Annotated in this window: 10 protein-coding genes and 1 riboswitch; of the genes, 2 read left to right on the plus strand and 8 right to left on the minus strand. The window is 47.8% G+C overall.

Features of this window, described 5'->3' with window-relative positions; all coding sequences use genetic code 11:
- Positions 1–28: 28 nt before the first annotated feature.
- The 6 genes from UF06_RS04905 to UF06_RS04930 all read right to left on the minus strand — a co-directional run bounded on the left by UF06_RS04905 (position 29) and on the right by UF06_RS04930 (position 6,050).
- A complete protein-coding gene (locus UF06_RS04905; protein ID WP_052702523.1) occupies positions 29–1,132 on the minus strand; it encodes an insulinase family protein in 1,104 nt (367 codons plus the stop codon).
- Positions 1,133–1,370: 238 nt separating this feature from the next.
- Complete coding sequence (locus UF06_RS04910) at positions 1,371–1,883, minus strand: hypothetical protein (RefSeq protein ID WP_045569450.1); 513 nt, start codon at positions 1,881–1,883, stop codon at positions 1,371–1,373.
- 1 nt (position 1,884) lies between these two features.
- Positions 1,885–2,817 carry an SRPBCC family protein gene (locus UF06_RS04915; RefSeq protein WP_045569451.1) on the minus strand — a complete coding sequence of 311 codons (933 nt, stop codon included), beginning with the start codon at positions 2,815–2,817 and terminating at the stop codon, positions 1,885–1,887.
- 184 nt (positions 2,818–3,001) lie between these two features.
- The gene (gene yegD / locus UF06_RS04920; protein ID WP_045569452.1) at positions 3,002–4,354 is read right to left on the minus strand and encodes a molecular chaperone; all 1,353 of its coding nucleotides are present in this window, start codon (positions 4,352–4,354) and stop codon (positions 3,002–3,004) included.
- Between the two features lie 83 nt (positions 4,355–4,437).
- Positions 4,438–5,082, minus strand: a complete 645-nt coding sequence (locus UF06_RS04925; protein ID WP_045569453.1) for a hypothetical protein — start codon at positions 5,080–5,082, stop codon at positions 4,438–4,440.
- Entirely contained in the window at positions 5,079–6,050 is a 972-nt protein-coding gene (locus UF06_RS04930; protein ID WP_045569454.1) for a sugar ABC transporter ATPase, read from the minus strand. Before UF06_RS04930 ends, UF06_RS04925 begins: the two co-directional genes overlap by 4 nt.
- 138 nt (positions 6,051–6,188) lie before the next feature.
- Here UF06_RS04930 and UF06_RS04935 point away from each other — a divergent pair, with 138 nt between their 5' ends.
- On the plus strand, positions 6,189–8,126 hold the full coding sequence (locus UF06_RS04935; RefSeq protein WP_045569455.1) for an ATP-binding protein: 1,938 nt from the start codon (positions 6,189–6,191) through the stop codon (positions 8,124–8,126).
- Positions 8,127–8,144: 18 nt separating this feature from the next.
- Here UF06_RS04935 and UF06_RS04940 read toward each other — a convergent pair whose 3' ends face one another.
- Complete coding sequence (locus UF06_RS04940) at positions 8,145–9,692, minus strand: DUF3369 domain-containing protein (RefSeq protein WP_045569456.1); 1,548 nt, start codon at positions 9,690–9,692, stop codon at positions 8,145–8,147.
- 99 nt (positions 9,693–9,791) lie between these two features.
- Positions 9,792–10,106 carry a DOPA 4,5-dioxygenase family protein gene (locus UF06_RS04945; protein WP_045569457.1) on the minus strand — a complete coding sequence of 105 codons (315 nt, stop codon included), beginning with the start codon at positions 10,104–10,106 and terminating at the stop codon, positions 9,792–9,794.
- 151 nt (positions 10,107–10,257) lie between these two features.
- Positions 10,258–10,357: riboswitch (purine riboswitch) on the plus strand.
- A gap of 26 nt (positions 10,358–10,383) precedes the next feature.
- Between UF06_RS04945 and add the strand changes: the two genes are divergently transcribed.
- Complete coding sequence (gene add / locus UF06_RS04950; protein WP_045569458.1) at positions 10,384–11,388, plus strand: adenosine deaminase; 1,005 nt, start codon at positions 10,384–10,386, stop codon at positions 11,386–11,388.
- The last annotated feature ends 385 nt before the right edge of the window (positions 11,389–11,773 follow it).

Genomic DNA, 11,773 nt, shown 5'->3' on the forward strand with positions numbered 1-11,773 from the left:
CTAAAGTTGGATAAGCGACCAGGCTCGATCAATGGGTTACGGCCGGTTGCACCATAGTCGCGATGTCGGAAGACCAAATTTGAATCGCTGACTGGTTGAGATCCGCTTCGCTCATGTGGGCAACGTGAAATTCAAACAGACGTAGCTCATCCGAAGGCTGGAGATAAACCTGTTTACGATGCACCGCAAGCGCGATCTCATTCGCTTGCTCGCCGATATCCTGCTGCAAGTTTGCTTTTAAACGTTGATGCATTTGCTGCACTTCGTCACTGAATTCCTGCGCACTGATGGTGCCATTTTTAGTGTAATCAATCACTTTCGCGATGATATCTTTGGCTTGCATCCAATCCGGTTGCTGAGCAAACTCAATTAACGCTTTGGTTGATAAGCGCCCCGCCGCTTTTTCTTCCTCGACTGATACCGCAACCTTTTCTTGCTCGGCATCGGTCACGAGCGCATTTTCAATCCGTTTGGCCAATACTTGATTTGCCAATTGGCGCGACAGCGATTCCTTACGGCTCATTTTGCTGTCTTCATCAATCTCAAGCATCGCTTCAGTAGACGTTTTTGTAGAAACCCAAATGCGCGGTGTTTGCTCCGCAATCTCTGGCTGCGCGGCGGCAAACTGCGTGGCCGATGGCTGCGATTTCTTCACGAGTTTGACATCAGCAAAAACACCATCAATCGCATCTTCAGCGTCACGCGTTGTAAAATCGCCAACCAGAATCAGCGTAACCTCTTCTTGATCACCGGTGATCAGGGTTTGATTACTGCCCGCTTGTTCTAGGACTTCACGCAAAGAATCCGCCAGCGCCTGCTCACTCAATAGCGCTTGCTTGCTGTATAAACGTTGCGCGCGGCGCTCTTTTCCTATCCCTAAGCGAATAGCGACGGCATCTTTGCTACGGCGTGACGGCATCAGTACGTAACGAATGTGGTTTTCCAACGTACCGATTTTCATCTGCCTTGGCAGGCTGAGGTCGGTGGTTGGCATCCAGTTTTGTTCTGGCGTCAGCGAGAGTGTTTCAATCGCTGCGTGGGCAGCAGGAAGAGCACAAGTCATCGACAATAAGCCAAACAAAATCGATGACTTCACTTTTTTAATAAACGGATTAGATACTGCGAATAACACGAGAAACCTCAATCAAGGCAAATATACCAAACAAGCAAACTTGTTATATCTGTTGATCAAGACGTCTGAAAATGGCTTCCTTGTTCGCACCTGCTCGAGTGGCCTTAGGGCAGGCACAGGAGCCAGAGCTGAACTGATTTTTGCGACATCTTATAAAAATCAGCCGAGATTATAGTGTATTTTTTCATCACCACAATCCCGAGTGAACAAAATCTCAAAATTAAGACGAGCTGAACGTTCACTGTTCACACGCCGATGCGTCTTTCTCTTGCGCGTCGTTTGTGCCTTGCGCCAAGATCAATTGACACAGCCATACACAAGCAGCGCAGTAAAAATGGGCTGAAATCGCATGGCAGAGATGCTTAGGTTGCTTACTCATCTGCTGTGCTAAATGCTGCAACTGCTGAGCACTCTGTTCAACAATCGCTTGCTCTTTGCTGCTGTTGAACGAGATTGGATGATTTTGCGTGACCTCGGTAAAAAGCTGCGTAACGGCAAGGATTTTCTGCCTTTGCGCTAGATTGGGTTGCATCAGTTCACCAAGCTGCGCGGCGTACTCTGCGCTAATCTCACCACGTGGTTTGACCTGATTAAGCGTCGCCAGCAGATTACGCACTGTAAAACGAAAGTCGGCTGGCAGCAGCAGATCATAAAGATAGGGCCGAAGCCAAAACCACAATTGCAGCGCAACCAGCACGACAAACATCCCGAGTAAAATCAGTAGCACTGTTTCAATCACAAAGGTATTCATGTTAGCCCTTTTTAAATAGCATCACTTCCGTACGCAATTGGTCTGGAGCGACTTCACTTCGATTATCGAGATACTTTTCAATGCCCAGAGGGCGAGATTTGACTTTAAACTTCTTGGCACGCGTTAATGATGCAGCAAAGGCCCAAGCATTGCCAAGAAATTGATATTCGCCTTGATGTTCCACCGCAAAAGTGACGCCTGCGGGAATCGTACCGGCGACAAACTTCTCCGCTGCAGGCATTGGTTCAGAAACAGGCAAACAGGTAATGAAATCGAAACGCCGCTTACGCATTGACATGGATTGATAAAGCCTAAACTGCTCACCACATGCGGTGATATTATGCAGCGCCGCGTAATCATTGAGGTTATCCGTATGGCGCTGTGCCAGCGTGGCAATTTCGTCCAAAGTTGCCGAACCCCAAACGCCAATATAGTGGGTTTCAGGCAGAACTCGTTCGCCCAGCTCACGGACTTTACTGTCAACGCGCCCGGTTTCCAGCGCACTTTTCAGCATGCGCAAACCTCGGTCATAGTCCATGCGCAGCATATTACGAATAAAGCTTTTGAGAAAAAACAGATACCACGGCAGGTGGCCGCGATATTGCCATTCCACTTTACAACCTGAGCCCGAGGGCGTGACATTAAAACGCACTTCAGCATGGCTTTTAAAAGGTTTGAGAAAGTTGAGACGGTACACCAATTGGTTGTCGTAAAGATGCGCCAGTTCCATTCGCCCTTGGCCGATACGCTTACCTTTCCAAGTGTAGTAAGCACCCGGTTGCTGCTGAAAAGTGCTGAAGGCTACTTCGCTGTTTGGCTCTAAGATCAGCCACGGTGACCATTTCGTCCACGTGGTGAAATCGCTGATGTAGTCGATGGTTTTCTCGACACTTTTTTCGACGTGGATACTGCGGCTAACACGACATTCAGGCATTTTATCTCTCCAATGAAACGGTACCAAACCCGCACGATGTGCTCAGACAACTCAACGAGATAACGATTGTACGCCTTCATAGCGAACTCGCCAACTGCGCTGCCAATGGCCTCAGAGGCGAGCCTTTGCACTATTTATACACTATTTACTTACTAAGCTGCCTATTAGGCAAAGCACCCGCCTGTTAAGCGAAGCACACCTGCGCCCAGCGAGCGAGGCCCGCCGTGACTGAGCCGAAATAGTTGCCGCTGACTAAAGGAATGTTCGGCAGCTCACTTTCGATCGCTTCTCGCAGCACTGGAGAGCGCGCAGAGCCGCCCGTCATAAAGATAACGTCTGGCTGTTTGCCACCTTGCGCGACCGCCTCACGCACCAACTCGACCATTTTGAGTTTCGGTGCTTCAATCGCGGCGATCATCTCTTGACGTTCAATCTCCACTTCAAGCGTTTCCGATAGTAGATTGAGCGACAGGCGACATCTGTCTTGTTCCGATAGCACAATTTTCGCCTCTTCGGCGCGACGCGTGATCTGATAACCCAGCGTCTCATGGTAAACCTGCAGCAATCTCGCCAGTTTTTCTGGCTCTTGCGCTTCTTTATGCAATGTTTTTAACGCAGCTAAGTTCTGTCGCGAGTAAAACTCGTTTTGCGCTTGCACATTGTTGATCGCGATCGGATTCCAGAACTGCGTTCTCGGCATATCAATGCCACTGAGCGCTTTACTACCAAAGCCAAATGGTGTCATCAACTGACGAAATGCCAGATGAATGTCGAGATCGTTTCCCCCCACTCGCTGCCCGGTGTGGGCAAGTAAACTGGCGCTGCGATCTTTCTGACCTCGCCATTTCGGCCCCATTTCAAGCAATGAGCAGTCGGTGGTACCGCCGCCGATGTCCACCACCAACACCGTTTGATTGTGCGTCAACGTCGCTTCGTATTCCAACCCGGCGGCAACAGGCTCGAACTGGAATTCTATCTGTTTGAACCCAGCCCGCTGCGCAGCGCGGCGCAAGATGCTTTCTGCCTGACGATTCGCCACTTCACCGCCACGGCCATGAAAGTTGACCGGACGGCCAATAACCGCACTTTCAATCGCCGTTTGCGTACTTTTCTCGCCATTTTGGCGAATATTGACCATCATGGCGCACACCAAATCTTCGATAAAACTCAGTTGGATATCATGCAAACCGGACGCACCCAAAAACGATTTCGGTGACTTTACGTAATAGAGATCACGCGGATCGGCCAAATAGCGATCCAGCGCTGCTTGACCAAAGGCGACATCTTGCGGATGAAGGTCGATACTCTCTTCGCGGTTTTCGTTGATTGAACGACGCAGCAGTTGTTCGCCGATGGCATCAAACGGCTTGATGTTGAGATGACGAAATAGATGCTCGGATACCGATTCTCGACTGGGTGCCGATAACGTTGACGGGATGTAGTAGCTTTCACCTTCAAGCGGTAGCAGTTGTGGTTCGCCCTCTTGCATCACTGCAATCGAGCAATTTGCCGTACCATAATCAAAGCCAATAAACATAGTGCCTCCCGTCGCTGATAAAAAAGGTCGGCAATGCTAACTCAGGGAGGCGGAAATAGCCAGTCGCGTTGATCGAAGCGAGATTATTGGCGTGAAAAACGTGATGTCGGCAAACAAAGCACCAAAGCAAAGAGCAAAATAAACCCGGGCATTAATAACATTCCGTGACTGATAGAATAATAGCGATTGAGCAAGTAAAACAAAATCACCGTCAACGCATAATTCGCTAATGCCAAGCAGCAGAAAGCAACTAGAGTAAATTTGAGTTTACTAAATGAGAGACGTTTTATTAATAATGAAGAAAGATAATAAGCAGCCAATAAAGATATTTGCCAAAATGGCCGCATTAATAGCAAGGAAAATAGCGAGGAAATAATGATAATCTGATTCACGTCATACAAGTTGATGTCCAACGAGAACAGATAAATAATGGGTAAACCATTTTCCCATGAAACCGACCAAGAAATGCTGTTGTGCCAACTGATAAACAGCGTAAAACAACTCACCGCATAAAAAGTTTTCTGCTCGAGAAAAGGTTGCAACACCTGCGCATAATAGGCGCGCCACGCTTTATTAGCGCTTTTTTCCCAAGGCTTAGTGAGAAGAAAGCGTGGGCCTTTAAAGTCAAACGGATGGTTATGAGGGATTTGGCTAGGCAACAAGAATAAGAACGTCAGCAAATAAGCGATCGCCAGCAGGGCCACCTCAAAGATCAGTGCCAAACTCATTCCACCCACTCCGCGTGATTTGGTGCTTGCAAGCCCCAACGTTTCATCTCAGCCTCACTAAACAGCGCGCGCCCCTGATTGCCGATTTGGATCGGTATGGTGCTGGCTGGCGTGCCCAAAAGGATCTGGTTAACGATCTGCCCGACTTGCTTGCCTTGTGCGTCCCCAAACAGAACCACACCACCTGAAGTTTTGCCTTTTCCGACAGAAAAATCCCAAAAGCCAAACAGCGGCACACGAGTATGTTGATTGGTCCAAGCAATCACTTCCTCGGACGACACATTCCTCCCTGCTGAGTCGGTGATGGTTTGGTACAAGCCGACGATAATGGCATCTACCCTCTCACTTCTCGCAGAGTCAATCGTACTTTGCCAAGCTTGAAATTCGCCAATCAGATGAATTTTCACATCGACCGATAAACTTTTTTTCATTAATTGATACTGGCTGTCAATATAACTTGCGGAAATTTCAGAGGTCACACCGGAATCAAATAATATCCACACTTTCAGATCGCGCTTGCCAATAATCCGTTTAATCTCACCAATATTTTTGACAAACAATGGCAGTTCAAGCAAACCGGTCACTTCAGCTTTACCATGATAAGTGGCAAGTAATTTCCGTGGATTGATATTAATACCAAGAAAGATGAGCGAAATAGGTTCGTCGTAGAGTTTTGGCAGCATATAATTTAGTGCATTGTCGTCACCCAACACGACGATCTTGGGCTTCAATTGTTGATACGTAGCAAACGCTTTCTCCGCCATCAAAGGATATTGCTCTCTCGGCAAGCGTTTGGTGTCCATTTCAAACGTAACGATCTCTGCTTTATCCGCAACTTCACTGCGCAGCCCCTGTAAATAGCTTTTATCCCACTCATATTGATTGTGATAACTTTCAATTACCAACACATCTGCTGCGCGCAGCGAAATTGAAAACAGCATGATGAGTAGTAACGAAATCGTTTTCATAGTGCTCGCCTTAAATGGTCTTTTCCATTGCAGTGTAGTTGAAATTATCAATAACAATGAAATCTGCTGGGTAGGCAACATTGGTTCAACGCATTTGCATCTATACTGAGATGAAAGTGCCAGGAGCCACCTACCAGTATGAGCAAAGTCCAGCAGTACGAAGAGAGCATTCATAACCCACTGTTCAGCCGCATTGGTCGGCGGATTGTGCTGATCATGATCATCATCAGCGGCGTGATCACCTTGTTTACCACCTTGTTGCAGCTCTATTGGGATTACGACAAAGAGTTTAACGATGTTGAGCAGCGACACTACGAAATACAGAATGTGCACGCAGGTTTGTTGTCGGCTTCACTGTGGTCGTTTGATATGGTGCTGCTGCAAGAGCGGTTGGATGGTCTGGTCAACTTGCCCAAAATCGATTTCTTAGAGATCCGCTCGGACGATTATGTGTTCAATGCCGGGCACAAGGTCAAAGAGCGAGCGATCGGCAGCCGCTTTCCCCTTATTTATCAAAACCCGCTTGATGGCACGTCGCAAACCATTGGCACCATTTACGTCGAATCAGACGCTGGGCAAATTTATCAGCAACTGATCCGGCAGTTTTTAATGACGCTGACCATGAACGCGATTAAAACCACCTTAGTTTGCACCATCATCTTGATGGTGTTCCACACCAGTGTAAATCGGCGTATTTTTGAAATCGCCAAGTACCTGCGCAACTACAATCCGCGCCATCCAGCAGAGCCCTTGGCATTGGCGCACTCCGATTGGGCGATGGAGAGCGAAGATGAACTCGATTGGCTGGGAGATGAGACCAACCGCATCACCACTAGCGTGACTACGCTGTATCGCAACATCAAACGTGAGCAAGAGCGCTTTACCGATTTTACCCATGTCTCGTCGGATTGGCTGTGGGAAACCGATCACCTCGGCCGTTTAACTTTTTGTTCCGAAGCCATGCTCAATGCACTCAACCTAAGCGAAGATCGCAAGCCGCTACTGAGTGAGCTGGGAGCGTTCTCTCACGCCAATCAACTGAAGCGTTGCTTGCTCAAGAAACAGGATTTTTCTCGCTGTGAAGAGTGCATTACGCTCAACAGCATGGCGTTGTACTTCCACTTTCAAGCGATTGCTCTTTATGAAGAGGACCAATTTGTCGGATTTCGTGGCACTGCGCTCAACATTACCGACCTTAAGCGCACCCAAGTTGAGCTACAAACACTCAACCAGAATCTCGAACATCAGGTCGCGCTGCGCACCTTAGATCTCAAACAGAGCATGGAGCAGCTACAAAAAACTCAAGAGCACCTAGTGGAATCAGAAAAGCTGGCCGCTTTGGGCGGTTTGGTCGCTGGCGTGGCTCACGAAGTCAACACCCCTTTGGGGATCGCGGTGACGGCTTCGTCCATCATTCGTGATGCGACACGCCAACTGAATCAAGCCTTCTCTGATCAGTCATTGACCAGCACCCAGTTTGCTCAATTGATGCAACAAATGACCGACAGCAGCGAGATGTTGGAAAACAATCTGCACCGCGCTGCCAAATTGATCCGTGATTTCAAACAGACGGCGGTGGATCAAATTTCCGAAAGCCGTAGCGAGTTCAACGTCAAACAAGTGTTATCTGCGCTGATCGCCAGCTTGCACCCAGAAACACGAAAAGTTCCAGTCACCCCCATACTTGAAGGTGACGATCAATTGGCAATGAATAGCCTACCGGGCGTGTTAACCCAAATCGTCTCAAATCTGATTTTAAACAGCGTCAATCACGCCTTTGCCGAGCAAGCGCAACCCAGCATTGTGATCAGACTGGAGCAGCAAGATGAAAACATCATTCTGCATTACAGCGACAACGGCTGTGGTGTGGATGAATCGTTGCATCAAAAGATTTTCGAGCCCTTTTTCACCAGCAAACGTGGCAAAGGCGGCTCGGGTTTGGGGCTAAACCTAGCGTTTAACTTGATCAAGCAGAAGTTAAAAGGCGACCTTCGTTTTGCGTCAGCCCCCGGCGAAGGGGTGCAGTTCACCATCACTTTTCCTAAGGAGCTGCCGCTGAACATCGCCCAAGAGTAGAGTTCCATAATTGACTGATTAGTCGGGGTTACTTTCACGTATTGCAATAAAGTCGCTAATGTTATCGAGAAAAAGCTCAACCAGTTTGGGGTCAAAGTGTTTGCCTTTTTGCGCGATGATCTCTCGTAGGATGTCGTCGTCACTCCACGGCTCTTTGTAACTGCGTTTTGACCCTAGAGCATCAAACACATCCGCCAAAGCGACGATGCGACCACTAATCGGAATGGATTCTCCGCTCAAACGGTTGGGATAACCCGAGCCATCCCACTTTTCATGATGTGAGGCGGCAATTTCTCTGCCGACAGCGATCAAACGTCGCTTAGATTTGCTCAATATTTCCACACCATACTCGACATGACGCTGCATCTCACTCCACTCTTCGGCATCCAATTTGCCCGGTTTGTGCAAAATCGCATCGGGAATGGCCACTTTGCCAATGTCATGTAGCGGCGAGGCGTGTTTGATCATGCTACTGTCGTACTCGCTTAAGCCGTAAAGCAGAGCTAACTTCTCGGCAAATAGCGAAACACGCTGCACGTGCGCTCCCGTTTCGCGGCTTCTCGCCTCGACCGCATTAGCCAAGTTGTACACCAACTCTTTCGAGGTTTCGCGAATATCGAGCATCAGGTTGAGATTTTCGAAAGTCAGGCCGATGTTCTGCATGTACAGTTCCAGTAACTGTAAGTCAAACTCATCTAAGTTCTTGTTGAGATTGACATACAACAGGCTATCGACGCCCTGTTCATCATGGCTGTAGAGCACAAATGCATCGCCATAGTTCATGGTTTGCTTGCTGAGCAAAGCCTGTTGGCAACGCTCTGCCACCACGTCTGGCAGCATATCAAACGCGCACTTGGCGCAGAAATCGACATAGGATCCCGTCGCGGCTAGCGTCAAGGCCCGTGATTCTTCCCCTTGAGGACCGGGTTTGACAATGCAATAGAGCGCCGATTTTTCCAGTTTTAGCAATGAAGTAAGCTGCGCCAAAACCGACGAGGCATAAGTTTGTAAGGTGGTGGTATTTTGCACAAAAGCGGAAGCCTGAATTACACGACTAAGCCCTTGTTTTTGCTCTTCAATTAAACACAGGTCGCGATAAGAACGCAGCATTGAATAGAGCACAGTTTTGAGTTTTTGCGTAGTTAGCTCGGTTTTCTCTTTGTAGTCATCAATTTCATACTCTTTGATCACCACGTCTTCCGGTGCTTGCCCAGCTTGCCCGGTCCGCAGCACCAAGCGAATCAAGCGGTTTCCCAAGGTTTCTCGGATAAACCTCACCAACTCTAATCCCGCGTGCTCAGTTTCCATGACCACGTCAACAAAAGCCACCGCGATGTCTTGCTGTTCTTGCAAAATTCGCCGAGCATCAATACCAGAATAGGCCGAGATTAGCTCTAAACTGCGCTCCTGAAACTGAAAACCAGATAAAGCAAGACGCGTTATCTGGTGCATCTGCTCGTCGTCATCAACGAGCAACACTTTCCAAGGTTGATGGCCGCGTTGTAAATCAATTGTCTCACTGACAGCTTTACCATTTTCTGCACGATGGTCAGCAAATAAATCCATTTACTAAGCCTCTGTTTTATCCACTACTTATTAAGTTTTAGCACAAAAGCTCAAGTTAGAAAGGAGTTAGGTAGAAAGATGTGCATTTTGCGATCACACTTAGAATATCTCTTCAAAAATGCCAATGTTAGTACCGAGCCACTGTGCGCGCTCGGTATGGTCGAGCAGCTCTTCCTCACTTACCGGATGAATAAGGACCGAAAAACCACCGCGCTGAGTGTCCAGCCACTCAATCAACCCCTTTTGGTTATCACGAAAGTGCAGCTCAAACATGGGCATCTTGTGTGGCCCGACTAAGCGATCCACCAGAGGAAATATTTGTAAAACATCTTTACGCTCGCGGCGAATTTTCTCGTGCAACTCAGCCGCCTCAGAGCGACGATTTAACGGATAGTAAACGTGTGCGTGGAACATGATTGGTCACCTATGTGAATTTTTCGTCACATTCTACTTTGCGGCAAACAAAATCCAAGAGATAACCGCTGAATAAATCCTTCAAAAAATTAGAACTTTGCATACAAAATCGGCCAAGTTGCCAATTGCTGATAGAAGTATCCAGTGCTAGACTTTGCCTCGATCAATGCTTCATATAATCCTAATGATATGGTTTGGGAGTTTCTACCAAGAGCCTTAAACTCTTGATTATGAAGTCTGTAACTTTATACCCGGGATTTTTATAAAGAGAAGACTCATGAATTACTTTGACCTGCCTAAGATCGATTTACACTGCCACTTGGACGGAAGCGTACGCCCGCAAACGATCATCGACTTGGCCGATGAGCAAAACCTCACCCTGCCAACTCGCGACATCGCGCAAATTCAGCAGATGATGATCGCCCCAGAAACCTGCCCTAACCTAGACGAATATCTGAAACGTTTTGAACTTCCCGGCATGGTGATGCAAACCGCACAAGCCTTGGAACGTATCTCGTTCGAATTGTTTGAAGATGCCGCGAAAGAAAACGTCAAATACATGGAAGTACGATTTGGCCCCTTGCTGCATCAAGTGAAAGGTTTGTCGCTAGACGAAATCATGCAAAGTGTGGTTCGAGGCATGAAACGCGCCGAGGCGCAGTATGATATTCACGGCAACTACATTCTCTCTATCTTACGTACCATGCCGAAAGATCAAATCAAGGCTGTGCTTGAGGCTGGCGCGAAACACATTAACAAAGAAGAGAGCGGTATTGTGGCATTTGACTTAGCTGGCAGTGAACTGCCGGGCTTCTGCCACGAGTTCATCCCCTACGCAGAATACGCCAAATCTCTTGGTTACCACGTCACTATTCACGCGGGTGAACAAGGCGCAGGGCAAAACGTTCACGACGCGATCGCGCTGTTGGGTGCAGAGCGCGTTGGCCACGGCATTTTCATTCACAATCATCCGCAAGCATATCAGTTGGTGAAAGATGAAGCAGTGGCGCTGGAAACCTGCCCAAGCAGCAATGTGCAAACCAAAGCCGTAAACAGTTTGAGTGAACACCCGATCAAAGCCTTCAATAAAGATGGCATTGCCGTAACGATCAACACCGACAACCGCACGGTTTCCAACACCACCATGACCGATGAAGTGCGTAAAGTGATGGAAGCGTTCGACCTCACTGAGCAAGAGTATTTCGAGATTTACCGAGTCAGTGTAGAGAGTGCGTTCAGCTCTGATTCGGTTAAAGCGCACCTGATGAGCTTTGCCAAATAATCGAGCCTTTTTGATTCAGCCAGCGCCCTTTCGCGTAGAAGGGCGCTTTGTTTTTCTCCTTTTTCCTTTCGCTTGTTGTCGCTTCTTCACGCTTTTTTACACAAAGATTGTCACTTATTTACCGCCAAACCTAGTGAATAGATTCAACTTCTTCGCCTCACTTGGTTAAAAACTGGAACTTTCCTCTAAAAACCTAGGGTGTAACGCTGGGTTTACTGTTTAATCTAAAACAATCGCCTGCAAGATTTAACACTTTTATTACACTTACAATAACTCAGCAACATCAAGATTCATCACTACAGAATGAGTTAATTGCAGGGAAATGAATTAACGCATCGAGTATTGGCAGGACACAATATCAGGCTTTGGCATTTTGTCAGCGAAT

Source organism: Vibrio sp. S234-5, from assembly GCF_000960595.1.
Classification (GTDB): Bacteria; Pseudomonadota; Gammaproteobacteria; order Enterobacterales; family Vibrionaceae; genus Vibrio.

Excerpts from the sequence above, each read along its gene's own strand:
- yegD (WP_045569452.1), bottom strand. The coding sequence starts at position 4,354 with ATGTTTATTGGCTTTGATTATGGTACGGCAAATTGCTCGATTGCAGTG.
- UF06_RS04945 (WP_045569457.1), bottom strand. The coding sequence starts at position 10,106 with ATGTTCCACGCACACGTTTACTATCCGTTAAATCGTCGCTCTGAGGCG.
- add (WP_045569458.1), top strand. The coding sequence starts at position 10,384 with ATGAATTACTTTGACCTGCCTAAGATCGATTTACACTGCCACTTGGAC.
- UF06_RS04910 (WP_045569450.1), bottom strand. The coding sequence starts at position 1,883 with ATGAATACCTTTGTGATTGAAACAGTGCTACTGATTTTACTCGGGATG.
- UF06_RS04925 (WP_045569453.1), bottom strand. The coding sequence starts at position 5,082 with ATGAGTTTGGCACTGATCTTTGAGGTGGCCCTGCTGGCGATCGCTTAT.
- UF06_RS04930 (WP_045569454.1), bottom strand. The coding sequence starts at position 6,050 with ATGAAAACGATTTCGTTACTACTCATCATGCTGTTTTCAATTTCGCTG.
- UF06_RS04935 (WP_045569455.1), top strand. The coding sequence starts at position 6,189 with ATGAGCAAAGTCCAGCAGTACGAAGAGAGCATTCATAACCCACTGTTC.
- UF06_RS04940 (WP_045569456.1), bottom strand. The coding sequence starts at position 9,692 with ATGGATTTATTTGCTGACCATCGTGCAGAAAATGGTAAAGCTGTCAGT.
- UF06_RS04915 (WP_045569451.1), bottom strand. The coding sequence starts at position 2,817 with ATGCCTGAATGTCGTGTTAGCCGCAGTATCCACGTCGAAAAAAGTGTC.